We start from the raw sequence: 22,557 nt of genomic DNA, 5'->3' as shown, positions 1-22,557 counted from the left end.
AGGCGATGCGTTATCTGGTGTAGAAAAAAATATAGAGAAACGCAGAAAAGACAGAGAAGTTTTTATGCATAACTTTTTCTACTCTCGTTCTTGCGAAGTGGGAGGAAAAGCTGTGGTTTCGCTGCGTTAACGGATGATTCCGGCTCTGGTCAGCTTTGATAAGAAAGTCTATTCGTCAGAATTTTATAGAAAAAATTATATTTTATCTTGAATAAATTATATGGACAAGTATAATGAGGGATAACAAATAGCACCACCATCCCGGAGGAAAGGAGAGTGAAGCATGGGAAAATACGCCGAGGAACTGCGCCGATACATTCCGATCGCCGATGCCATGGCTCAGACGTTTGGCAAAAACTGCGAAGTTGTGCTCCACGATTTGAGTTCGCCGCAGTCGTCCGTCATCTACACCGCGAACAACCACGTCACAGGCAGGGCGGTCGGGCAATCGTTCAACCATTTGATCACACAAGTTCTCTTGTCCCAAAAGCTGCAAAATGACGTCGTCGCCAATTACCGGACCGAGACGGAGGATGGGCGGACGATCAAGTCGACGACCGCGCTGATCCGCAATGCAGACGGGGAAGCCATCGGCGCTTTTTGCATCAACATCGACATTCACCCACTGGTGAGCACCCGCGAGTTCATCGAGGACTTCATCCGCATGGACGAGGAGCCGCTGGAGCGCGAAGAAGTGGAAGTGGTGCAAAATGTGTGGGAGATCGTAGAGCAGATGATTAACCAGATGATCTCGGAGAAAGACGTGGAGAAAATCGACAAGAACGAAAAAATGCAAATCGTCCAGTTCATGGACAAAAAAGGGGTATTTCTGATCAAGGGCGCGCTGGAAAAAGTCGCTGCTGAGCTGAAAATTTCCAAGGTAACCATGTACAGCTACCTAGACGAGCTGCGCAGGAATCAGAAGCAGGAGCAAGAGGAGTTGAGCAGATGAAGCTGATCGGATCAAGCGTGGACGAACTGGACACGCCCGCTCTGCTCATCGATCTGAACCGTCTGGAGAAAAATGTGCAGGAGATGCAGTCGCTCGCCGATTCAGGAGGGGCTGCTCTTCGCCCCCACATCAAGACGCACAAATGCGCAAAAATCGCCCAGATGCAGATCGATGGCGGAGCACAAGGGATTACCGTGGCAAAGCGTGGCGAGGCGGAAGTCATGGCCGACTATGGACTGACAGACATTTTTGTGGCGACGCAAATTGTCGGGAGAAAAAAGCTTGCCAGACTGGAAGCACTGGCGAGGCGAGCACGCATCAGGCTGGCGGTCGATTCGCTTGTTCAGCTAGAACAGCTTTACGAGTACGGGGGAGAGGCTCGCTCCGTCGGAATCATGATCGAGGTCAATACCGGGTTGCAGCGCTGTGGCGTGGAACCGGATCAGGTAGAGAGCCTTGTCGAGAAAATTATCGGAAAATTTCCTGAAACAAAAATAAATGGAATATTCACTCATGAAGGACAAGTGTATAACGCGGCAGACAGAAGCGAGCTGGAAAAAGTGGCGCGCCAAGCGCAGGAGACAATGGTCGAGATCGGGAAGCGAATCCGCTCGCGCTGGGGCTTTCCTTGCGAGGTCAGTGTCGGTTGCACGCTCGGTTTGCTTGGGGCAGGCGTCGTTCCCGGAGTCACCGAGATACGTCCGGGCACCTACGTGTTTTACGACAGGACGCACGCCGCCTTTTTCGGAGATACGGAGCGCTGTGCCGCGACGATTCTCGGCACGGTTATTTCCAGGCCGAATGACGAACGTGCTGTGGCTGATGCAGGGGCGAAAGCGATGACAATCGACTTGCGGGCGAGCGGCCTGCTTGCGACCAGCGGTTTTGGGCAGGTACGAGGGGAGCGGGATGTACACATCCGCAAACTGTCGGATGAGCATGCGATTATGGTGCCGGGAACGTCCTTTTCCATCGGCCAGCGCATCGAAATCATTCCGAACCACATTTGTCCAACCGTCAATTTGTACCAGGTGGCTTACGGAATACGCGACGGAAAAGTCGAAACCGTGTTTCCGATCCATGCGCGAGGATGCAATCAATAGGGGTGTAGTCATGGCAAAAGTGCTCGTAATCAATCAGGAACTGTTTGCGGAGATGTTGAGCTTTCGTGAAGCGATGGAGACGGTGGAGCTGGCTTTTTCCCAGTTTGCTCAAGGCAAAAGCGCCGTTTTCCCGTCCGTTCGCGAAAAAATCGGGGAGCACAACGGGATTTACAGCATCAAATCAGCGTATTTGAGCGAGGAGTCAGCGATTGGCCTGAAGACAGGCGGCTTCTGGAGCGACAATTGGCAAAGCGGCAAAACAAACCATCAATCCGTCATGCTGCTGCTTTGTCCGCAAACGGGCGAGCCGACGTGCCTTCTGGACGCCAATCTGCTGACGGCGATCCGCACAGCGGCGGCAGGGGCGATTGCGGCCAAATATTTAGCCCGCCAAAAGAGCAAGTCGGTCGCACTAATTGGCGCGGGCGTCCAGGCAAGAGCGCAGCTGGAAGGGCTGCTGCACCTGTTTCCGCTTGAAACCGTTTCCGTCTACTCCCGCACAGATGCTTCGGCAGCCAGACTGACCGAGGAAATCACGCGGATGGGACTCGGCGCCAGACAAGCCGCTTCGGCGCAGGAAGCGGTCGAGCAAGCCGATATTGTCGTCACGACGACACCTGCCTTTTCGCCCGTGCTCAAGTCGTCGTGGCTGCGGGCGGGAACTCATGTGAATGCGATGGGAAGCGATACGAGCGGGAAAAGGGAGATCGAGCTGGATCGGCTGCCGGACAAGCTCGTCTGCGATTGGTGGGAGCAAGCTTCGCACCTGGGAGAATTGCAAGGACAGCCTTCCCGCGACGGTTTGTTTGCAGAGCTGGGACAAATTACGAGCAAGGAAAAGCCGGGACGCCAATCGGCGAGCGAGATTACCTTGTTCGACTCGACGGGGATCGCCGTTCAAGATTTGAGCGTTGCCGCGTTTGTGTATCGCAAGGCGAAGGAGACGGGCAAGGGCATGTATGTAGACTTGTAAGGGGGGACAGCCTGTTATGCACGTAGTTGATCTGCATTGCGACACGTTGTTGAAAATGTGGCTGTCAAAAGGCGAGCTTGCTTTCGCCAGTGCGCCACAGTTGGAGTCGAACAAAGCGCGTTTGCAGCAAGGCGGAGTAAAAGTTCAAGTTTTCGCGCTGTTTCCGCCGCCGGACTTGTCTGTGGAGCAAAAGCTTTCGTCTGTGCTTGCGCAAATGGATTATTTCCATGAGGAAGTCTTGGGGAAAAATCCCGAGATGAAGCAAATCAAGGAATGGGACGACATCGATCGGCTGCGAGACGGAGAAATCGGAGCGCTGCTCTCGCTGGAAGGAGTGGATGCGATCGGAGAAGACTTGTCCATGTTGACGACACTGTATCAGTTGGGGGTGCGCTCTGTCGGATTGACCTGGAATCATGGGAATCTCGCTGCGGGCGGAGCGTTGGACAAAACGGCTACGGGATTGACTTCGTTCGGCGTAAAAGTAGTGAATTTTCTGAATGAAAATCGGCTTTTTACAGATGTCTCGCATTTGCATGAACAGGCTTTCTGGGACGTGATCGAGCTGGCGGCCCATCCTATCGCAAGCCACTCCAATGCAAGGGCGATCCTCGACCATCCGCGGAATTTGTCTGATGAACAGGCGCGGGCGCTGTTCGCCAAAGGGGGTCTGGTCCACGTGTTTTTTTCTCCCGCCTTCGTCAAGGAGGGACGAAAGGCTGCGATCCCGGATTTGATCCGCCATATCGAACATTTTTGCGGGTTGGGCGGTGAGCGGTACATCGGAATCGGCTCCGACTTCGACGGCATCTCGATTCCCGAACGCATCGAAGAACTTTCCCATGCAGGCATGATGCAAAATTTGCTGCACGAGCTTTCGCGGTACTATACAGACGAGCAAGTGCGCGGGTTTGCCTCGGAAAATTTTATGCGCAACAGGCCACAAAAACGGTAAACAGACAGGAGCATAAGGGGGAAAAGAATCATGAGGGTAGCAAGCAAGCGGTTCCTTTGTTTCGTGACAGCCGTTCTCGTAAGCGGTGTGGCGCTCGCAGGATGCAACTTCGGGTCGGCTGGGAAAAATGACACTTCTCCTGCCAGTGAAGGAAAGCAGGGCGAAGCGAGTGCCGTCAAGCAAGTGCTGAATGTGTCCGAAGGCGCGGAGATCGCCACGCTCGATGTGGCCCAGATTTCCGATGCGGTCAGCTCTACGGTGCTCAACAACATCAACGAAGGGTTGTTCCGCTTCGACGACAAGCACCAACCGATCCTCGCGATTGCGCAGGAGCATAAAACGAGCGAGGACGCTTTGACGCATACGTTTTTGTTGCGGGATGCGAAATGGGCGAACGGCGATCCGGTAACGGCCCAAGATTTTGAATACGGCTGGAAGCGGGTGTTGCGGGAAGTGGGGCCATTCGGCGTATTTTTCGAAATGGCCGGGATTGCCAATGCCGACAAGATTTTGCAAGGCGAGAAGAAGCCGGACGATTTGGGCATCAAGGCGATTGATGCGAAGACGCTGGAAGTGAAGCTGGACAGAGCGAATCCACTGTTCCTGCCGCTTCTGCCACTTGCCCCGTTTTTGCCGCAAAACGAGAAATTCGTGGAAAAAGCAGGCGACAAGTATGGCCTGGAGTACGACCAGGTGCTGGCGAACGGACCTTTTGTTCTGAACGACTGGAAGCACGAACAAAGCTGGCAATACAAGAAAAACGAATCCTACTGGGACGCCGCGAACGTCCAGTTGGACGAGATCAATGTCTATATCGTAAAGGAACCTTCGGCAGCCGTCAACCTGTATGAAACGGGGAAGCTTGACCGCGTGACAGGTCTGACCTCCTCTTTGGCCGACGCTTACAAAGGCAAGGAAGATTATCAAAAAGTAGCGACTCCGACGACCATTTTTATGCGTCTGAATCCCGATGTTGCCGCTTTCCAAAACGAAAATATCCGCCGGGCGATCGGCATGGCGATTGACAAGGAAAGCTTGACAGACGTCGTGTTAAACGATGGTTCAATCCCGCTGTACGGCTTGGTGCCAGCAGCGTTCTCGCTCTCGCCCGACATGAAAGATTATCGTGTGCTGAATGGGCAACTGAACAAAGGAACGGTCGAAGAAGCGAAAACATTGTGGCAAAAAGGCTTGGCTGAAATCGGACAAAGCGGCCTTGCGACGTCCATGATTGTGGCGGATCAGGAATACATGCGACAAACTTCCGAGTATTTGAAAGCGCAGCTGGAAACGAATTTGCCCGGCTTCAAGCTCAAGCTGAAAACCGTTCCGTTCCAGCAGCGGATCAAACAGGAAAAAGCGTTTGAGTATGAGATCGCTTTGTCCACATGGGGGCCGGATTACATCGACCCGATGACGTATTTGGACATGTGGGTGACGGGCGGCCCGGCGAACCGGATGAAGTATTCCAACCCGCAGTTTGACCAACTGGTGGCACAGGCCAACAAGGAGCTGGACCCGCGGAAACGGTACGACATCTTGCTGCAGCTAGAAAAAATCATCATCGAAAAAGATGCGGCGGTCGTCCCGCTGTATCAATACGGAGAAGTCATTTTGCAGAGCCAAAAAATCAAAGGGCTGATCTGGCATCCGAGCGGTCCGGAGTTTACGTACAAATGGACGCATATGGAGTAAGGTTGAAAAGCCAGGCGCGGAAATGGGGGGCATGCGGATGAGACTGTATTTTTTGAAACGACTGGGAGTCATGCTGACGACTTTGTTCATCATTGCGACCGTGACCTTTTTCCTGATGAAATTGCTTCCAGGCACCCCGTACAGCAACCTGGACAAGCTGTCCGAGCAGCAATTGGCTTCGTTGAATCAAAAATACGGACTGGATCAGCCGCTGCCCGTTCAATACGCCCGCTACCTGGGGAATTTGGTTCAAGGTGATTGGGGCGTCTCCTTTCAATTCAAGGGGCGCCTGGTCACGGACATCATTTTCGAGCGGATCGGTCCGTCTGTTTTGATCGGCTTTCAAGCCATGGTGATCGGCTCGATTATCGGACTGGGGCTGGGGATTCTCTCGGCGCTGCGTCAGAACAGCCTGTTTGACCTGGGAGCCGTCACGATGGCTGTCCTGGGCATGTCGATCCCTTCGTTCGTATTCGCGGCGCTGTTGCAATACTACGTGGGCGTCAAGCTCGGCTGGCTGCCGCCCGGACTTTGGGAGGATTACTCTTATTCCATTCTGCCTTCCTTGGCGCTATCCGTGACGGTGATAGCGGCAGTCGCCAGGTTCATCCGCACGGAAATGCTGGAGGTGCTCACGCAGGACTATATTTTGAGCGCGCGGGCCAAAGGGATTTCGGAGTTTGCCGTGGTGTGGAAGCACGTCGTGCGCAATTCGCTGATCCCGGTCGTGACCATGCTTGGGCCAATGGCGGTGTCGATCATGACCGGAACATTGGTGATTGAGAAAATTTTTTCGGTGCCAGGGCTGGGGGAGCAGTTCATTTTATCCATCATGGTGAACGACTACAGTGTGATCATGGGCATTACGCTCTTTTACAGCACGTTGTTCATTCTGGTCGTGCTTTTGGTCGATATGATCTACGGGATTTTGGACCCGCGCATTCGTGAAAAATGGGGGGAAAGCACATGAGGACTTTGCCGGCAACCGGGACGTCCCCGCATGAAATAACCGACGATCTGTTTGTGCACGAGCCAGTTGCAGCAGAAGCAGCGATGGAGGTTGCGGCTCCAGCTGCGGATGCGCCCTGGAAGGCTGCGCTCAAACGGCTGGGAAAAAATCGCGGAGTCGTCCCTGCCTTCGTGTTGATCATGGTCATTACGGTGCTGGCTTTTGTCGGGCCGCTGCTGACCCCATACACTTATGACGGGCAAAATGTGGCCCATTCCAATTTGCCGCCGAAAATAAGCGGGCTGGGGTGGCTCGGGTTTGACGGGCTGGACAGCAACGGAGCCGATCTGTACGCGAAACGGAATATAACGGAGGCGCACTGGTTCGGCACGGACGAATTTGGCCGGGATATGTGGACGCGGGTGTGGAAGGGAACGCAAATTTCGCTGTTGATTGCCCTCGTAGCCGCCTTGCTCGACTTGTTCATCGGCGTCCTTTATGGCGGGATCTCGGCTTATTACGGCGGAAAAATCGACAACGTCATGCAGCGCATCATTGAAGTGCTCGTCGGCATCCCCAATCTGATCGTCATTATCTTGTTCATCCTCATCTTGGAGCCGGGAATCACGTCGATTATTTTGGCGATGACGATTACAGGCTGGGTCGGGATGGCGCGGATTGTCCGCGGACAAATTTTGCAGCTAAAAGGTCAGGAATTTGTGCTGGCTGCCCGTTCGCTCGGGGTTTCCAACAGCCGGATCATGTTCAAGCATTTGATCCCGAACGCGATGGGGCCGATCATCGTCACTTTGATGTTCACACTGCCGACCGCGATATTTTTTGAAGCGTTTCTGAGCTTTATCGGGCTTGGTCTACAGGCGCCGCTCGCCTCGCTTGGGGTTCTGATCAACGACGGCTACAAAGGGATGCGGCTGTTCCCTTACAAGCTGGTGATTCCCGCCGTGATGATCAGTTTGATCATGATCAGCTTCAACCTGCTTGCGGACGGGCTGCGCGATGCGCTCGATCCGAAAATGACGAAATAAGAAGGGGATGTCGATGAATCAACCGATCCTGACAGTAGACGGCTTGCATGTTGCGTTTCATTCCCAGCGAGGCGAGGTGCATGCGGTAAGAGGGGTCAGCTTTTGCTTGCAAAAGCAGGAGACGCTCGCCATCGTGGGTGAATCCGGCTCTGGCAAATCGGTCACGGCCAAAGCGATCATGCGGCTTTTGCCGAAGCAGAGCACGAGCATCCCCGCCGGGCAGATCACCTATGCAGGGCAAAACGTGCTGGCGTTGCCTCCGCGAGAGCTTCAGTCGCTTCGGGGAGCGGAAATCTCCATGGTGTTCCAGGACCCGATGACGTCGCTGAATCCGACGATGACGATCGGCCAGCAGCTGGTAGAAGGGATCAGCAAGCACCAGCGGCTCGACAAAGCCGCCGCCTATGAAAAAGCGGTCAACATGCTGCAACTGGTCGGCATTCCGAACGCGCAGGAGCGGATCAGGGCGTACCCGCACCATTTTTCCGGGGGAATGCGCCAGCGTGTCGGGATTGCGATGGCGCTTGCCTGCGACCCGAAAGTCCTGATCGCCGACGAGCCGACGACTGCGCTCGACGTGACGGTGCAGGCGCAAATTTTGGAGCTGATGAAGTCGCTTCAGCAACGGACGGGGACGGGCATCATTTTGATTACGCATGACTTGGGAGTCGTCGCCAACATGGCGCAAAAAGTGGCTGTGATGTATGCCGGAGAGGTAGTGGAGACAGGGCCGATTGCGGAAATTTTTTACCGTCCCAAACATCCGTACACGTGGGGCTTGCTGCGCTCGATGCCTCGTCTGGACGCCGCGGGCAACGAGCCGCTCATCCCGATTCCGGGTACGCCGCCTGATCTCGCCCGCCAGCAACAAGGCTGCCCGTTCGCCCCGAGATGTGCGCACGTGATGAAGGTGTGCAAACATTTTTCGCCGCCACTCACAGAAGTGTCGAGCGGGCATACAGCCAAGTGCTGGCTGCTCGATCAGCGGGCGCAGCAGCAAGAGCGGCTGGCAGGAGTCGCAGGAGGGTGAATGAGGCCATGAACAACCGCGTACTACTTGAAGTGAACCATCTCAGCAAGCATTTCCAGCTCGGGCCGAATCAGACGCTGCGCGCAGTCGATGATGTCAGCTTTCACATTTGGCAAGGCGAGACGTTGGGACTGGTCGGAGAGTCCGGGTGTGGCAAATCGACGGTGGGCCGGACGCTGTTGCAGCTGTACAAGCCGACCAGCGGCGAAATTCGCTTTGCGGGCGAGCGTGTAAGCGACATGACCGAGCGCAAGGGGCACAAGGCGTACACCAGCCAGATGCAAATGATTTTTCAAGACCCGTACTCGTCGTTGAATCCGCGAATGACTGTCACCGAGATCATTTCCGAAGGGCTGATGATCCATCGTCCGAATCTTGCGAAAAAAGAGCGGAAAGAGCAGGTCAGCGAGCTTCTGGAGCTTGTCGGACTCAGTTCCAGGCAGGCGTATCGTTACCCGCACGAATTTAGCGGCGGGCAGCGTCAGCGGATCGGGATTGCCCGGGCGTTGGCAGTCGAGCCTTCCTTTATCGTGGCGGATGAGCCGATTGCCGCCCTCGATGTGTCGATTCAGGCGCAAATCGTCAACCTGCTGATGGATTTGCAGCGGCAAAAACAGCTGACCTATTTGTTTATCGCCCACGACTTGTCCATGGTGAAGCATATTAGCGACCGGATCGCCGTCATGTACCTCGGGCAACTGGTCGAGCTTGCCGCAAGCGATGAGCTGTATGCGCGACCGCTGCATCCGTACACGGAAGCGCTGCTGTCGGCGATTCCCTTGCCTGACCCGGTTCAGGAGCAGTCCAGAGAACGAATCGTTTTGCAAGGCGAGATTCCCAATCCGCTGAATCCGCCGAGCGGTTGTCGCTTTCATACGCGCTGTCCGAAAGCGTTCGACATTTGCGCCAAGGAAATACCGAGCTTTGCGGAAGTGCTTCCGCAGCATTATGTCAAATGCCATTTGTATGGGGAGAAGGGGGAGTGACACAGATGACAGTGGAAAACTGGCCTGAGTTCGAAGCATACGTCACCAAGCGGATGGACGAAGAGCAAATTCCGGGCATCGCCATCGCTGTTGCGAAAAACGGAACGGTTGTATACGAGCGCGGCTTTGGCTATGCCGATTTGCAAACGAAGCGGCCGATTGGCCCCGACACGCTGTTCGGGTGCGGTTCCGTCACGAAGTCGTTGACGGTGATGGCGCTGCTTTCGCTGGTGGAAGCAGGGCGCTTATCGCTCGATGATCCGGTATGCGCGCATCTTCCCGAGTTCAAGCTGTGCGGCATGGATGACCCCGGCATGGTAAAAGTCCATCATTTGATGTCGCACACGAGCGGCTTGCCGCCTCTTCCCCGCAAACCGGAAATCAACAGGCTGGAAGACCACCTCACGTACATCGCGGGGCAGGAGTACGAGCTGTTGGGCAAACCGGGCGAGTATTTCAGCTACTCGAACGATGCCTTTTTGCTGCAAGGCGCGATCATCGAACGGCTGACGAACCGTCTCTACCGCAGATTCGTCACGGAAACGATCCTCGCTCCGCTTGGCATGCACCGCTCCACGTACAGTCTGGAAGAAATTGCGAAAATGGCTGACGTCTCTGTACCGTATATGAAAAACAACGAGACAGGCAAGTTGGAAGCGGTGCCGTGGCCGAGTCTGGGAAATTACGAGGTGGGCGGCGGCTTGCGCTCTACGGTCAACGATCTGTTGCGCTACGGCGCGGCTTTTGTAGGCGGCGAAAATCCGGTCGCAAGCGAAGAGCTGCTGCGCAAAATGTGGCAGCCTGTTCATCAGGTTGGCCGCAAGCAATTTTACGGACTGGCGCTGGAGATCGTTCCCGATTATTCGGGCGTGACGCTCGTCAGCCACGGCGGAAGTCAGCAAGGGGTATCGTCTTGCTTCGGTTTCGTCCCGGAACAGGGACTTGTCGCAGCTGTCCTGATCAACGCGACGGATATGCCAGCAGGAGACATTTGGCTGGCGGCGGTCAACCAGGCGCTCGGCTTGCCGCTCACGCAAAAAGCAAGCCAGGAGCCGCACTATACGGCGACAAAGGAACAACTGGAAAAGCTCGCAGGCACGTATCAGTCCAGAGAAGGGGGCAGCTTGCAGATTGAGCTTGCCCAAGACAAGCCGACTCTCGTTTTTGGCGGCGAGCGCTACGATTTGCGCGCCAGCGACAGTCAGACACTTGTCATGGAAAAAGACGAGTACCCGATCCGGTTTTTTGCCAATGACGACGAGCAGGCGTGGGCGGCCTTTTTCGGATTTCGCATGTGGACTCGTCAAGAGAAGGGGAGGAAGGCATGAGTGTACATCCGCAAGTAAAGGAAGTATTTCGCAAACAAAGCTTGCTTGGACTGCCAGATACCGAATCCATGACGCCCGCAGAAGCGCGTCTCGCTTTTTCACGAGCGCGGGCCAATCTCTCGGAGCTTGAGACGCCTGTAGTAGCAGTAGAGGATCGGGTGATTGCAGTGGCAGAACAAGGGGGAGCAGAGCTGCCGATTCGTTTGTACACCCCAGGCGGGGAAGGGGTGCCGGAGCTTCTGCCTGTGTTCGTCTTTTTTCACGGGGGCGGCTTCGTGCTCGGGAATATCGAGATAACCGATCGCATTTGTCGCTATTATGCACAAGCGGCGAGCTGCATCGTCGTCTCTGTCGACTATCGCCTCGCGCCTGAGCACAAGTTCCCGACAGCCGTCACGGATGCGTATGCGGCGACCAAGTGGGTAGTTGAGCATGCGGTTTCCTTCAACGGAGACAGCAAGCGAATCGCTGTTGGCGGAGAGAGCGCAGGCGGCAACTTGGCGGCTGTCGTCTCCTTGCTGGCGCGCGATCGCGGCGAGTTTGGCTTATGCTGCCAGCTGCTGATCTATCCGGTTGTCTCGTTTGCCCTCGATACAGCGTCTTGTCGGGAATGCGGGAATCAATACAACTTGACTTACGACGAGATGCTCTGGTTCCGCGCTCATTACTTGCAGGATGAGGAACAGATCAACGATCCGCTCGCCTCTCCCTTGCTTGCTGCCGATTTAAGCGGCTTGCCGCAAGCTGTAATCGTCACGGCCGAGTTCGATCCTTTGCGCGACGAAGGAGAGCTGTATGCCGAGCGGCTGGCTTCGTTCGGTGTCGCGGCAAAAGCAAAGCGCTACCTTGGCATGGTGCACAGCTTTTTCAACTTTTCCGGCGAGGTAGACGCGAGCAAAGAAGCGTTGGCCGAAACGGCTGCCGAGCTGAAACGCGTGTTTTACACCTGACAGACAAGGAGGTCGACGATGTTTATTCCCCCATCTTATCGCGAAAACGATATAGAGACGCTAGTAGCCTTTATGAAAAAGTACCATTTTGCTACCATCGTCAGCTTCGACGGGACGATTCCGCTGGCGACCCATTTGCCGTTTTTGGTGGAGCATGAGCACGAGCAGGCGAAGATCACGCTGGTCAGCCACATGGCTTTGGCGAATCCGCAATGGCGAACGTTTGCGGAGCAGGACGTGCTGGTCATGTTCCGAGGGCCGCATGCGTATATTTCGCCGCAATATTATGAAAGCCGCTACGGTGTGCCGACTTGGAACTACGCGGCTGTGCACGTCTACGGCAAGCCTGTCATTTATTCGCAGGCAGAAGACGTCGCGCAGACGCTGTTGCAGACGATCCGCACGTTCGAGCCTGCTTATGAAAAGCATTTTGACGCCATTCCACAAGACTATACAGAGAAGCTGAAGCAAGAGCTGGTCGCTTTCGAGATCCAGGTAACGAAAATCGAAGGGGCGTTCAAGCTGAGCCAGGACAAGCCGCTGCCGATTCGCCAACGGGTGGCGGACGCGCTGGCACGAAGCCCGGACACGGTGGCGGCAGAGCTAGGAAACATGATGCAGCGCCAGTTGCCCAAAGCAGGATCAGGAGAGGAGCAATGAACATGAGTTTGCAAAAATGGCTGACCGAACTGGACGCGATCCCCGGTGTGGCGGGGGATGAGGAGCGGGTTGCCGCTTACTTGCGGGAAAATTTGCTGGATGTGGTGGACGAGCACCAAAGCGATGCGCTAGGCAACCAGTTTTTCATTAAAAAAGGGAGCGATCCCGACCTGAAAATCATGCTGTGCGCGCATATGGACGAGATCGGCTTTATCGTCAGCTACATTGACGAAAAAGGATTTGTTTGGTTTCACCCGGTCGGCGGTCACGATAGCCGCATGGTGATCAACCAGGTGCTGGACATTCATACGGACAAAGGCATCGTCAAGGGAGTCACAGGAGCGAAGCCATCCCATATCGTGACGGCGGAAGAGGCGAAACTGGCGATTCCGCTTAGCGAGCTGTATGTGGACGTAGGGACGGCGAGTCGAGAGGAAACAGAAGCGCTTGGCGTCACGGTCGGCGATTTCGTCACCTTTTCGCGGGAGGGGCAATTTTTGAACGGCGGCAAAGTGTTTACCGGAAAAGCGGTCGATGACCGCTCCGGCTGCGCCGTCATGCTCGAAGTCATGAAGCGGCTCGCGGGCAAACAGCTCACCGCATCGGTCTATGCGGTCGGCTCGGTTCAGGAAGAAGTCGGGATGCGCGGCGCAGGCCCTGCCGCTTTCGCCGTTCAGCCGGACGTTGCGCTGGCGCTCGATGTCGCGCTCACTGGCGGTACGCCGAAGATCGAGGAGAAAATGATTCCGCTGACGCTTGGCGGCGGCCCGGTCATCCTGTTTTTCGAGTGGGTCACCGACAACTGGGCGGGAAGCAGTGTCCCGAAAAAGCTGACGAGAAAGCTGGTGCAAACGGCCGAAGAAAATCACATCCCGTACCAGCGCGGCGTGTATTTGAACTGCGTGACAGACACGTACTCAATCAGCCTCGCTGGCAAAGGAACGGTAGCCGGATGCATCTCGGTCCCGTCCCGTTACATTCACTCTGCGACTGGACTCGTGCATCTGGACGATCTGGAAAACGCGGTTCAGCTCCTCGTCGCTTTCATTGAAAGCTTTCGGCAGAAGTGGTAGAGTTGGGAAAAAGAGGCAGAGGTCGACTGATGTAACAGGAAGCTGGTCTGCTGAGCCAGAGGAGGCAAGGTTGTGAGTAGATATGATGCGGGGATAGCGGCAAAAATCGATGACTTGTTCGCGGATTGGCAGCAAGGCGTATGCCCGGGCGGACAGGTTGTGGTTCGCAAAGGCGGGGAAATCGTCTACGAAAACTGCTTTGGCTACGCCAGCGTGGAGCATAGGCTGCCGATCACGGGCGAGACGGTGTTTCATGTTGCATCGGTGTCCAAGCAAGTGACAGTGATGTGTGTACTGCTGCTTCAGGAAGACGGTCTACTGAACGTAGATGACGACATTCGCAGCTACGTGCCGGACATGGTTTCGTTCGCCGAGCCTGTATCGGTGCGCAATCTGATGAACAACGTGAGCGGCATCCAGGATCAGTGGGAGCTGCTCATGCTGCAAGGAGTCCGGCTTGATGACACGATCACACAGTCTGACGCCAAAGACGTTATTTCCACGCAAACGGAGCTGAATTTTCCGCCACTTACCCGCTATATGTACTGCAACTCGAATTTTACCCTCCTGGCCGAAATCGCTGAAAGAGTGTCCGGCAAAAGTTTGAACGAGTTTGCCCGTGAGCGGATTTTTGCCCCGCTCGGCATGGCGCAAACGTGCTTCAAGGATCGGTATTGGCAGGTGATTCCAAATGGCGCGGATTCTTACAAGCGCGTCGGCGGGGAGCTGATTCATGCCGTGCTGAACTACGGCACGTATGGCGCCACTTCGCTGCACACGACCGCAACTGATTTTATGAAGTGGATGGCCAACTTCAAGGAGCCGGTCATTTGCAAACGGGAGACACTTTCCGAGATGTTTGACTGCCCGACGCTGCTGGACGGAACGAAGATTCATTACGCGGGCGGATTGATCGTGAATGATCCTGCTCTGTACCAGGGGCGTCCTTTTATCGGGCACGACGGTTCAGACGCGGCATTCCGCAGTTGTACCGTCCGGTTTCCGGTAGAGGATATCGATATCGCCATTTTCAGCAACACGGATACGGTAGCAATCGGCAGGGCTGCGGAGAAAATCGTCGACTTGCTGCTGGGAGTGGAGCGGAGCGAGGTGGAGCCGCAGGTTTTGCCTGACTTTTACGATGCCGATTTTGCAGACGAGGACGTGGCAGGGACGTATTATTCCGACGGAACGTACGCGTTCATCGCGCAAGTGGTGGGCAAGGGAGATCAGCTGTATTTGCTTGAGGAGTACGGAGCTGCGCCCCTTGTTCAGGTGGAGGGAAACCGCTATCAAGCGGGAACGGCCAACTACGAACTGTATCTCGGTTCAACAGCCGGATTTCGCTTTGGAACGCGCTGCATCCCACTGAAAAAATGGCAGCCTGATCAGGAATGCGAGGCAGACGGGCTGGCATATGCGGGCACGTACGAGAGCGCGGAGCTGGGAACCGCCTACGAGGTGCTGGTCGAGGACGGGGCGCTCTATCTCTCGCATCGCCGGAACAAAAAGCAGCAGTTGCTGCGCACGGCCCCCGATCAGTTTATCGCCGGAGTCGGGGGAAGCTTGTATGGCGTAACTCTCACTTTTGCGCGAGCAGCCAATCAAGCGGTCAGCGGGTTCCGGGTGTCGACGGGCAGAGCACAAGCAGTAGCCTTCGCCAAAAGGAACTAAGCAGGCACTAAGCCAAAAGAAAAATAGGCTGCCGTACGGACTGGAAAGGTTATCCGTACGGCAGCCTTCTTTGCGCTTGTCTCCACCATCAGCTTTCCCGCATTTGTCATTGATTTGTCGCCGTTTTTGCGCTTCGTGGCAGGACTCGATGCGGCAGTTGTCGAATGGTGTTACAGATTGAAAAGTTGTGCCGAAAGAGTCCGTCCGCACCTTTGCGGCGGTTTTTTCTACTTTTCAAAAACAAGCGCCATTTTCTCTGTCGTCTGTGATTAGGGACCGCCCTTTTTTGGCGAAAATGAAATGGTGAAGGAGTGATGAGGATGGAGCAAGTTCTTCAACTCGTGAAAGATTACTGGCCCGTCGCGGTTTGTATCATAGTCTTGATCTTGGCAGCTCAATGGGTCGTGCGCAGCTTGATTCGGATCATCTCGCTTGCAGCCATCATCGGAGTCGTACTGGTGTTGTTTTTTCACTTCAGCCCGGAGGAAGTCATCCAGATGGGACGGCAAGCGGCGGTGGCTACGCAGGAAGTGGTGGACAAGACGATCACGCCTGTGCTCGACAGCGAACTGAAAGATGCAGACATTACGTTTCAGCCGGACGGCACCTACGAGGTCAAGACGGCGAGCATTCGCATCGTAGGCAAAAAAGGCGAGACGAAGGCGACCGTCTACTACAAGGACGACAAGTGGGAAGTGGACATCGGCCAGCTCGGCAAGCTTTTCGAGGACCGACTGGGCAAGGCAGAACAGCAAACGACTATGTAAAGAAAAACGCATGCACCGATTCGGGGTACATGCGTTTTTTGTGGGCGGAAACAGAAAGGGCAGTCAGGGCGCTCAGCCAGTCAGCCAGTACCCGCCCCAGTAGAGCACGCCGCTGATGACAACCAGGCCGAGAAAAAAGCCGAGACGCATCCGCCATTTTCCCGGGGCAGGGCCGAACAGAAATTCTGCGCCAGCCCAGGCGAACAAGAGGATGGCAGCCAGTATGTTGCCGAAAAGAGCCACGGCACTTCCCTCCTGTGGAGACATTCTCGGTTCTATGTGTGTATACGATTGGAAGATGCTGGGGTTTCAGAGCGTTTCGAGGCGTTGGCGTCACTTATGCTGCCGTCAAGCCGTCAACCTTCCCGCACCATGATCAGCTCCTCGACATCACAGCCGCGGGCATTGGAAAATCCCGCGTCTTCTCCTGCCTGGCGGAAGCCGCATTTGTGCAGGACGCGGATCGAACCGACGTTGTCTTTGGCGACGCGGGCGTAAACAGGTCGGACGGGGAGAAGCGCGAGAAAGGCGGTAAGCGCCTGTGTCGCGATCCCTTTGCCCCAAAATGGTTTGCCGAGCCAATATCCGACGGAAGGGCTGCCAAATTGCTCGAAGAAAACGATGTAGCCCGCGATCTGTCCATCGGCAAGTACGGTCATTTTCTCAATCGAGTCGTCTGCCAAAATCTTGTTCCAATGGGCGGTAAAAGCTTGCCTGTCACTCGGGTCTTTAGCGGTAAAGGCGGCCATATGGTTTGCCTCCGGGTCGAGCTGCTGCTCAAACAAAATCGGCAAATCTTCCGCAGTGGTCGGGCGCAAACGAACGTTTTCCAACAAAAATTCACCTCCGATCCTACTGAGCTTGGGATTGGCGTTCTGGCGATTGGTTTGCGACACGAATGGGCGAGAGCAGTGTATCGTCTGTGCCGCTCGCCAGGTTCTCAACAAGGAGTTAAGCTATCAAGCTTGCTCCGTCAAGACAGGCGGGACACGCAGCAAAGTCGCTTGCTCGTAGGCGTAGCCCATGCGCAGAAGAGCAGGCTCCGAGAAGGCCAGTCCAGTCAGCATGATGCCAAAAGGCTTTCCTTGCGCAGTGTAGCCGGAGGGAAGGGCAATGGACGGGTAGCCAGCTTTCGCCGCAATGTCACAGCCCGTGTCTCCCGGGAACAGCAGAGCGTCCAGGGCGTGTTCCTTGAGTGCGGCGTCGATCCCTTGGCGTTGCGACATTTCCAGATCGTACAGCCTTTGCCGCAAATAGGCAGGATCGGTCAAGGTGCCGCTGGTTTGCTCGGACTGCTCCAGTACGCTTTGCCCAAACCGGAGCGCTCTTGCTTCGTGCTTGCGATTGAAGGCGACAATATCTTTCAGGGTGCGGATCGGGAAAGAGGCGGGCAATGTTTTCAAATAGGCATTTACACCTGTCTTAAACTCGTGATACAAAACTTGCGAGTTCCAATCGGCATTTTCAGAAGGAATGCTTACGGAATCGATGACAGTAGCGCCAGCCTGCCGCAGCTGCGAGATGGCGGCTTCGTAAAGAGCGGCTTCTTCCTCGTCGCATTCAGCCAAATAGCCGGAACGCACGACACCGATTCGGGCACCTTGCAGTCCGTTTGCGTCGAGGAAGGGGAGGTAATCGCGGTGGGCCAGCCCTGCGCTTTTTCCAGTCACCGCGTCCTGCGGATCGACACCTGTCAGGACACCGAGCAAAATGGCCGCGTCCGTTACGTTTCGCGTCATCGGGCCTGCCGTGTCCTGGCTGTGGGAAATCGGGATAATGCCCTGGCGGCTGATCAAGCCTACCGTCGGTTTGATGCCGACGAGCGAATTTTTTTTGGCAGGGCCGAGGATCGACCCGGAAGTCTCTGTTCCGACAGCCGCTACGGCAAAGCCTGCCGCGATTCCCGCGCCTGAACCGGAGCTGGAGCCGCCGACATCGAACGCAGGATCGTACGGATTGAGAACTTGTCCGCCGCGCGAGCTGTAGCCGTTCAGCATGTTGTCAGCCATGAAATTCGCCCATTCGGTCAGATTGGTTTTGCCCAACAGGACGGCGCCTGCTTCGCGCAGACGTGCGGCGACAAACGAGTCTGCCGACGCGTACGAATCGGCCAAGGCGAGCGACCCGGCTGTCGTGTGCATGTTGTCTCCGGTCGCAATGTTGTCTTTAATCAATATCGGAATGCCGTGAAGCGGCCCGCGACTGCCGGATATCGCCCGCTCCCTGTCCAGAGCTTCGGCAATATGCAAGGCATCGGGATTGATTTCACTGATGGCGTTAATGGTCGGTCCCTGTTTGTCGTAGGCAGCGATCCGTTCCAAAAACAGAATGGTCAGCTCTCGTGACGTCGTGTGTCCTGCTTCCATGGCAGCTTGCCATTCCAGGATGCTTGCTTCATGGTTCGGCGACATAATTTTCACCTTTTTCTGTTTGATTTGATCTTTCTTAGTTTACCAAATGCAGGGAAGCGGGCAAATGGTTGTGGAACAATTACATGCGGGAATGTTCGTATCATTCAAAAAGGAGCGTGATGCAGATGATACAAGCGGTACTATTCGATCTGGACGGCACTTTGCTCGACCGCGACACTTCGCTCATCCGGTTTGTCCACGACCAGTACGAGCGAATTTCCCAGCTTCAGCACGTCCGACAGGAAACATTCGTGCAACGTTTTATCGAGCTGGATCAGCACGGATACGTATGGAAGGACAAAGTGTACGCGCAGCTCATTGAGGAGCTTGCCATTGCGAAGCTGGAAGCGGCCTTTTTGCTGCAAGACTACCTCTGTCATTTTCAAAAGCATTGTGTCGCGTTCCCGCATCTGCATGAAATGCTTGCCGACCTGCAAAAGCAGGGCATCCGGCTGGGCTTGATCTCAAACGGTTTCGGGCAGTTCCAGTACGACAATGTCAAGGCACTGGGCATCGCGCCTTATTTTGACGAGGTGCTCATGTCGGAATGGGAAGGCTTGCGCAAGCCTGATCCGGCGATTTTTCACCGGGCATTGGACAAGCTTGGAGTGCCTGCTGAACAGGCGATGTACATAGGTGACCACCCCGACAACGATGTTCGCGCCAGCAGGGCGGTCGGTATGAAGGCGGTATGGAAACGCAGCCCCCAGTATGCAGCAGTTGCCGAGGCTCATGTCGTCATTGACGATTTGGCAGAGATCAGCGCATGGGTACTTCCGTCTTTTCAAGGCCAGATGGGGAGAGGCGCAGGCTTCACCTGACAATCGGCGGGGTCACTCCATGTACCCAGTCCAAAATGAACGGAGCCTGATGGGGGTTCAGACTGTCCGGCAATTCGTTTTTGGCAAAAAACTGTTGGCGGGTGCTCTCTTCATTTGTCTGGAGCACGCCTGCGTAGTCTGTGACGCGAAAGATCAGCTGGACGCTAAACACTTTATCCCCATTGGCATACTGGGCGAAGCCGTTTTTTCCTGAGTAGAGGCCAAACAATTGCCACTGCAAGACAGTCAGACTGGTTTCCTCCAGCACTTCGCGTTTGAGCGTCTCCACGAACGTTTCGCCAAGCTCCAGCAGACCGCCGGGAATGCCCCAGATGCGGTTGTGTTTTTGTTGCAAAAGGATGCGTCCCGATTCGTCTTCCAAAATGGCTCCGCAGCCGACTGTGAGCAGCGTTTCGTGGCCGATGAGCTTTCGCATGGTCGAGATATAGTCATTCACAAGCGTTGTTCCCTCCATTATCAACTGGACCGAATGGCTTTCCAAGCGTCGAATAGCAAGGTGAGTCCACAGAACAAAGCGCCTACAAAACCGATTGTCTTGACGGCCGCTCTCACAAAAGCAGGATCGACATTCATTTCGAGCAGAAAAGAATAGTCAAAGTCGAAGTTGACGAACACAAGCCCGACAATGAAGCCGAGAATGATGCTGAGCTTTTTTTCCATGGCATACGTCTCCTGTTTTTTTTGACACTTCGCCAAGTAATACGAGTGAGGGAGCTTTTTGGCAACGACCAAACAAAAAAATCAGAAGAAAGCAGCAGGGGGAAGAGTGGGATGACCGAACACCGATTGTGCAGCTCGCCGCGTTTCGCACCGAATCAGACAGCGGCAAATAAAAAACAAGCTGACTGGCACAAAGGCACGGTCAGCTTGTTTCCTTTTCGTATGGTTATGCGTTCGCTCCAGCGGCTTGCAGCTTCGCTTTTTCTTCCTCTTCAACGAAGCGGTTGCGCGGATGCTCGCGGCATTCGTCGGAGCAGGAACGCTTGAATTTTTGCTCGCACTCTGTGCAGCAGAAGTGCTGTTTGTTGCAGAAAGGGTTGGCGCAGTTCACGTAGCGATCTTCCACAGTGCCGCAGTAGTGGCAACGGCCGATAACCACATCTTCTTCGGTATGGTTGATCGGTACGGAGATACGCTCGTCGAATACGTAGCATTTTCCGTCCCACAGGCGGCCTTTTACTTCCGGATCTTTTCCGTAGGTGACGATTCCGCCGTGAAGCTGGTACACATTTTCAAAGCCTTGATCCAAAAGCACGCCTGTCAGCTTTTCGCAGCGGATGCCGCCTGTGCAGTAGGTGAGGACTTTTTTGTCTTTGAATTGGCTCATGTTTTCCGCAATCCACTCAGGGAACTCGCGGGAAGAATCCACTTCTGGACGAATCGCGCCACGGAAGTGTCCGAGGTCGTATTCGTAGTAGTTGCGGCCGTCGAGGATGACAACGTCCTCTTGCTGCATCATTTCGTAAAACTCTTTCGGGCTCAAATAGTGTCCTGTTTTCTCATTCGGATCAACGTCGTTTTCCAGACGCCAGGTCACCAGTTCTTTTTTCGCGCGAACAAACATTTTTTTGAATGCGTGTTCTTCCGATTCGTCTATTTTAAACCACATGTCCGCGAAGCGCGGGTCTTTTCGCACGTATTCCATGTAAGCGTCGGTCTGCTCGACAGTGCCGGATACCGTTCCGTTAATTCCTTCCGGAGCGATGATGATCCGTCCTTTGAGTCCGTTTTCCTTGCAAAATTGCAAGTGTTCAGCAGCATACTCCTCGTAGTTTTCCAACGGAGTATACTTGTAGTAGAGCAAAATGCGGTATGGTTTTTGTACTTGCAAGGTACAATCCACCTTTCTTTTTTCAATTGTAGTTTATGACGCAACGGTGATTATATCATAATCCGCAAACAAAAGTGTAGAAAAAGACAGGAATTTGTGATCGTTCTATGAAAACGCGGGCAAGTGGCTGAACTTGCTGGATGGTGGCCCATCTTGTACACTATGGGAGGACATTAGCAGAATGGTGATAGATGAGGAGAGACTTTTGATGAATCAGACAAATGATCGCCTGGTTGCCCAGGTCAAACTAAAAAAACTGCACCCGGAAGCAGTCATTCCCCAATACGCCCGTGCCTTGGACGCGGGATTTGACCTCGTTGCCGTCGAAGACGTGTTGATTGCTCCGGGGCAAACCGTCAAAATCCCGACCGGACTTGCTTTTGCACTGCCAGAGGGCTACGAGCTGCAAGTGCGTCCGCGCTCCGGCATTGGCGCGAAAACAAAACTGCGCCTGCCGAACGCTCCGGGCACGATCGATGCGGGATACCGCGGAGAAGTGTGCGTCTTGATGGAAAACATCCGCATTCCGTCCGGCAAGATCGGCAACGTCTGCCTCGATGCGGGAGAAAAAGAAGTGACGGTAGACACAGAAGTGGATTCTCACAGCTATTTCATCAAAAAAGGCGACCGCGTCGCGCAAGGCGTAATCGGTGTCGTGCCTGTTGCCCGTTTCGAAGTGGTAGACGAGCTGGATGAGACTGAGAGAGGCGCTGGCGGCTTCGGCAGCAGCGGCATTAACGGATAAGACAGCCCTAAAAAAGAACAGACCCCTGACTCCGAGCAAGTGTGCGAGACACATGCGCTGACGGAGGAGGGGTCTTTTTGTTTTTGGCAGCTGCTATTTTTTGGCGGCGAGAAACTGGTCGATGACACGAATGTCGTCCTCGCTAAGAGAACGGCCGTCTGCCTTGACGAACACACACGGGCCATATACCCAGTCGAGGTAGCCGTCTGCGGTAATCGGAAAATTGTTGGCCAATACACCTCGTCCGTCTTCATTCACGATCAGCGAGATCCCTTCCAGATGGTCGTCCGTCACCACTTCAAAATCCCCATCGACCAGCTCGGATAAAGCATCCGTATCGGCAATTTCAGCAATCGCGGCGTCCTCATGCGGACGTTTGACATAAACGGTGATCACGATCATTCACTCCTTTTGTCCCATCATAACCGAAAGCCAAAAAATGCGCGAGAGTGTTGGCTGGGATTGCGCGGAATATGCTGCGAGCGGATTGGAAAAAGCGGCAGTGCGGAATGGCAAAAAGGCGGCGAGAAGCGAAAAAACGGTGTGCGAAGTGGAAAACGGCAGCGAGAAGCGAAAAAACGGTGGTG

General features: G+C 54.8%; 24 protein-coding genes. 17 read left to right on the top strand and 7 right to left on the bottom strand.

Annotated elements, in window-relative coordinates:
• Positions 1 to 283: 283 nt before the first annotated feature.
• The 15 genes from DEP07_RS04110 (at position 284) to DEP07_RS04040 (ending at position 16,141) form a co-directional block, all read left to right on the top strand.
• Positions 284 to 952, top strand: a complete 669-nt coding sequence (locus DEP07_RS04110; RefSeq protein ID WP_173595836.1) for a helix-turn-helix transcriptional regulator — start codon at positions 284 to 286, stop codon at positions 950 to 952.
• On the top strand, positions 949 to 2,055 hold the full coding sequence (locus tag DEP07_RS04105) for an alanine racemase (RefSeq protein ID WP_287102165.1): 1,107 nt from the start codon (positions 949 to 951) through the stop codon (positions 2,053 to 2,055). Before DEP07_RS04110 ends, DEP07_RS04105 begins: the two co-directional genes overlap by 4 nt.
• Before the next feature lie 10 nt (positions 2,056 to 2,065).
• The gene (locus tag DEP07_RS04100) at positions 2,066 to 3,028 is read left to right on the top strand and encodes an ornithine cyclodeaminase family protein (RefSeq protein WP_287102164.1); all 963 of its coding nucleotides are present in this window, start codon (positions 2,066 to 2,068) and stop codon (positions 3,026 to 3,028) included.
• A 16-nt stretch (positions 3,029 to 3,044) separates the two neighbouring features.
• Positions 3,045 to 3,983 (top strand): dipeptidase, encoded by a 939-nt coding sequence (locus DEP07_RS04095; RefSeq protein WP_242771698.1) that lies wholly within the window; start codon positions 3,045 to 3,047, stop codon positions 3,981 to 3,983.
• 30 nt (positions 3,984 to 4,013) lie between these two features.
• The gene (locus DEP07_RS04090) at positions 4,014 to 5,678 is read left to right on the top strand and encodes a peptide ABC transporter substrate-binding protein (protein ID WP_173598812.1); all 1,665 of its coding nucleotides are present in this window, start codon (positions 4,014 to 4,016) and stop codon (positions 5,676 to 5,678) included.
• Between the two features lie 37 nt (positions 5,679 to 5,715).
• Entirely contained in the window at positions 5,716 to 6,648 is a 933-nt protein-coding gene (locus DEP07_RS04085) for an ABC transporter permease (protein WP_287102163.1), read from the top strand.
• Positions 6,645 to 7,673 (top strand): oligopeptide ABC transporter permease, encoded by a 1,029-nt coding sequence (opp3C, locus tag DEP07_RS04080; protein WP_287102162.1) that lies wholly within the window; start codon positions 6,645 to 6,647, stop codon positions 7,671 to 7,673. The genes DEP07_RS04085 and opp3C overlap by 4 nt, the downstream gene beginning before the upstream one ends.
• Before the next feature lie 13 nt (positions 7,674 to 7,686).
• Positions 7,687 to 8,703: an ABC transporter ATP-binding protein gene (locus DEP07_RS04075; RefSeq protein ID WP_173595843.1), complete on the top strand. Its 1,017-nt coding sequence runs from the start codon at positions 7,687 to 7,689 to the stop codon at positions 8,701 to 8,703.
• An 8-nt stretch (positions 8,704 to 8,711) separates the two neighbouring features.
• Positions 8,712 to 9,689 carry an ABC transporter ATP-binding protein gene (locus tag DEP07_RS04070; RefSeq protein ID WP_287102161.1) on the top strand — a complete coding sequence of 326 codons (978 nt, stop codon included), beginning with the start codon at positions 8,712 to 8,714 and terminating at the stop codon, positions 9,687 to 9,689.
• 5 nt (positions 9,690 to 9,694) lie between these two features.
• Positions 9,695 to 11,017 (top strand): serine hydrolase domain-containing protein, encoded by a 1,323-nt coding sequence (locus tag DEP07_RS04065; protein ID WP_287102169.1) that lies wholly within the window; start codon positions 9,695 to 9,697, stop codon positions 11,015 to 11,017.
• Complete coding sequence (locus tag DEP07_RS04060) at positions 11,014 to 11,967, top strand: alpha/beta hydrolase (protein WP_287102160.1); 954 nt, start codon at positions 11,014 to 11,016, stop codon at positions 11,965 to 11,967. Before DEP07_RS04065 ends, DEP07_RS04060 begins: the two co-directional genes overlap by 4 nt.
• 18 nt (positions 11,968 to 11,985) lie before the next feature.
• The gene (locus DEP07_RS04055; RefSeq protein ID WP_287102159.1) at positions 11,986 to 12,627 is read left to right on the top strand and encodes an FMN-binding negative transcriptional regulator; all 642 of its coding nucleotides are present in this window, start codon (positions 11,986 to 11,988) and stop codon (positions 12,625 to 12,627) included.
• Complete coding sequence (locus DEP07_RS04050) at positions 12,624 to 13,700, top strand: M42 family metallopeptidase (protein WP_287102158.1); 1,077 nt, start codon at positions 12,624 to 12,626, stop codon at positions 13,698 to 13,700. The genes DEP07_RS04055 and DEP07_RS04050 overlap by 4 nt, the downstream gene beginning before the upstream one ends.
• A 72-nt stretch (positions 13,701 to 13,772) precedes the next feature.
• A complete protein-coding gene (locus DEP07_RS04045; protein WP_287102156.1) occupies positions 13,773 to 15,374 on the top strand; it encodes a serine hydrolase domain-containing protein in 1,602 nt (533 codons plus the stop codon).
• A gap of 320 nt (positions 15,375 to 15,694) precedes the next feature.
• Entirely contained in the window at positions 15,695 to 16,141 is a 447-nt protein-coding gene (locus DEP07_RS04040; protein ID WP_122963495.1) for a hypothetical protein, read from the top strand.
• A 72-nt stretch (positions 16,142 to 16,213) separates the two neighbouring features.
• Here DEP07_RS04040 and DEP07_RS04035 read toward each other — a convergent pair whose 3' ends face one another.
• The 3 genes from DEP07_RS04035 to DEP07_RS04025 form a co-directional block, all read right to left on the bottom strand.
• Entirely contained in the window at positions 16,214 to 16,384 is a 171-nt protein-coding gene (locus DEP07_RS04035; RefSeq protein ID WP_287102155.1) for a hypothetical protein, read from the bottom strand.
• 113 nt (positions 16,385 to 16,497) lie between these two features.
• Positions 16,498 to 16,974 carry a GNAT family N-acetyltransferase gene (locus tag DEP07_RS04030; RefSeq protein WP_122963652.1) on the bottom strand — a complete coding sequence of 159 codons (477 nt, stop codon included), beginning with the start codon at positions 16,972 to 16,974 and terminating at the stop codon, positions 16,498 to 16,500.
• Positions 16,975 to 17,100: 126 nt separating this feature from the next.
• On the bottom strand, positions 17,101 to 18,552 hold the full coding sequence (locus tag DEP07_RS04025) for an amidase family protein (protein ID WP_287102154.1): 1,452 nt from the start codon (positions 18,550 to 18,552) through the stop codon (positions 17,101 to 17,103).
• Positions 18,553 to 18,677: 125 nt separating this feature from the next.
• Between DEP07_RS04025 and DEP07_RS04020 the strand changes: the two genes are divergently transcribed.
• Entirely contained in the window at positions 18,678 to 19,373 is a 696-nt protein-coding gene (locus DEP07_RS04020) for an HAD family hydrolase (protein ID WP_280648324.1), read from the top strand.
• On the opposite strand, the gene DEP07_RS04015 is transcribed toward DEP07_RS04020, so the two are convergent.
• The 3 genes from DEP07_RS04015 to trhO all read right to left on the bottom strand — a co-directional run bounded on the left by DEP07_RS04015 (position 19,366) and on the right by trhO (position 21,225).
• Positions 19,366 to 19,830: an NUDIX hydrolase gene (locus DEP07_RS04015; RefSeq protein ID WP_229049904.1), complete on the bottom strand. Its 465-nt coding sequence runs from the start codon at positions 19,828 to 19,830 to the stop codon at positions 19,366 to 19,368. The genes DEP07_RS04020 and DEP07_RS04015 overlap by 8 nt on opposite strands.
• Before the next feature lie 20 nt (positions 19,831 to 19,850).
• Positions 19,851 to 20,054 carry a hypothetical protein gene (locus tag DEP07_RS04010; protein WP_122963486.1) on the bottom strand — a complete coding sequence of 68 codons (204 nt, stop codon included), beginning with the start codon at positions 20,052 to 20,054 and terminating at the stop codon, positions 19,851 to 19,853.
• Positions 20,055 to 20,280: 226 nt separating this feature from the next.
• Complete coding sequence (gene trhO / locus DEP07_RS04005) at positions 20,281 to 21,225, bottom strand: oxygen-dependent tRNA uridine(34) hydroxylase TrhO (protein WP_122963485.1); 945 nt, start codon at positions 21,223 to 21,225, stop codon at positions 20,281 to 20,283.
• A gap of 208 nt (positions 21,226 to 21,433) precedes the next feature.
• On the opposite strand from trhO, the gene dut reads away from it, so the two are divergent.
• Positions 21,434 to 21,970, top strand: coding sequence for a dUTP diphosphatase (dut, locus tag DEP07_RS04000; RefSeq protein ID WP_122963484.1), 537 nt, complete (start codon positions 21,434 to 21,436; stop codon positions 21,968 to 21,970).
• Positions 21,971 to 22,063: 93 nt separating this feature from the next.
• Here the strand turns inward: dut and DEP07_RS03995 are convergent, their stop codons facing one another.
• Entirely contained in the window at positions 22,064 to 22,372 is a 309-nt protein-coding gene (locus DEP07_RS03995; protein WP_429827593.1) for a DUF3846 domain-containing protein, read from the bottom strand.
• Positions 22,373 to 22,557: the final 185 nt, after the last annotated feature.

Origin of the sequence: Brevibacillus sp. (assembly GCF_003521185.1) — a bacterium.
GTDB classification, from domain to species: Bacteria; Bacillota; Bacilli; order Brevibacillales; family Brevibacillaceae; genus Brevibacillus; species Brevibacillus parabrevis.
This window is presented reverse-complemented; position numbering and strand designations above follow the sequence as displayed.

Excerpts from the sequence above, each read along its gene's own strand:
- DEP07_RS04105 (WP_287102165.1), top strand. The coding sequence starts at position 949 with ATGAAGCTGATCGGATCAAGCGTGGACGAACTGGACACGCCCGCTCTG.
- DEP07_RS03995 (WP_429827593.1), bottom strand. The coding sequence starts at position 22,372 with ATGATCGTGATCACCGTTTATGTCAAACGTCCGCATGAGGACGCCGCG.
- DEP07_RS04025 (WP_287102154.1), bottom strand. The coding sequence starts at position 18,552 with ATGTCGCCGAACCATGAAGCAAGCATCCTGGAATGGCAAGCTGCCATG.
- DEP07_RS04060 (WP_287102160.1), top strand. The coding sequence starts at position 11,014 with ATGAGTGTACATCCGCAAGTAAAGGAAGTATTTCGCAAACAAAGCTTG.
- DEP07_RS04010 (WP_122963486.1), bottom strand. The coding sequence starts at position 20,054 with ATGGAAAAAAAGCTCAGCATCATTCTCGGCTTCATTGTCGGGCTTGTG.
- DEP07_RS04070 (WP_287102161.1), top strand. The coding sequence starts at position 8,712 with ATGAACAACCGCGTACTACTTGAAGTGAACCATCTCAGCAAGCATTTC.
- DEP07_RS04110 (WP_173595836.1), top strand. The coding sequence starts at position 284 with ATGGGAAAATACGCCGAGGAACTGCGCCGATACATTCCGATCGCCGAT.
- DEP07_RS04085 (WP_287102163.1), top strand. The coding sequence starts at position 5,716 with ATGAGACTGTATTTTTTGAAACGACTGGGAGTCATGCTGACGACTTTG.
- DEP07_RS04100 (WP_287102164.1), top strand. The coding sequence starts at position 2,066 with ATGGCAAAAGTGCTCGTAATCAATCAGGAACTGTTTGCGGAGATGTTG.
- DEP07_RS04090 (WP_173598812.1), top strand. The coding sequence starts at position 4,014 with ATGAGGGTAGCAAGCAAGCGGTTCCTTTGTTTCGTGACAGCCGTTCTC.
- DEP07_RS04065 (WP_287102169.1), top strand. The coding sequence starts at position 9,695 with ATGACAGTGGAAAACTGGCCTGAGTTCGAAGCATACGTCACCAAGCGG.
- DEP07_RS04095 (WP_242771698.1), top strand. The coding sequence starts at position 3,045 with ATGCACGTAGTTGATCTGCATTGCGACACGTTGTTGAAAATGTGGCTG.
- DEP07_RS04050 (WP_287102158.1), top strand. The coding sequence starts at position 12,624 with ATGAACATGAGTTTGCAAAAATGGCTGACCGAACTGGACGCGATCCCC.
- DEP07_RS04040 (WP_122963495.1), top strand. The coding sequence starts at position 15,695 with ATGGAGCAAGTTCTTCAACTCGTGAAAGATTACTGGCCCGTCGCGGTT.
- opp3C (WP_287102162.1), top strand. The coding sequence starts at position 6,645 with ATGAGGACTTTGCCGGCAACCGGGACGTCCCCGCATGAAATAACCGAC.
- DEP07_RS04075 (WP_173595843.1), top strand. The coding sequence starts at position 7,687 with ATGAATCAACCGATCCTGACAGTAGACGGCTTGCATGTTGCGTTTCAT.
- DEP07_RS04055 (WP_287102159.1), top strand. The coding sequence starts at position 11,986 with ATGTTTATTCCCCCATCTTATCGCGAAAACGATATAGAGACGCTAGTA.
- DEP07_RS04020 (WP_280648324.1), top strand. The coding sequence starts at position 18,678 with ATGATACAAGCGGTACTATTCGATCTGGACGGCACTTTGCTCGACCGC.
- dut (WP_122963484.1), top strand. The coding sequence starts at position 21,434 with ATGAATCAGACAAATGATCGCCTGGTTGCCCAGGTCAAACTAAAAAAA.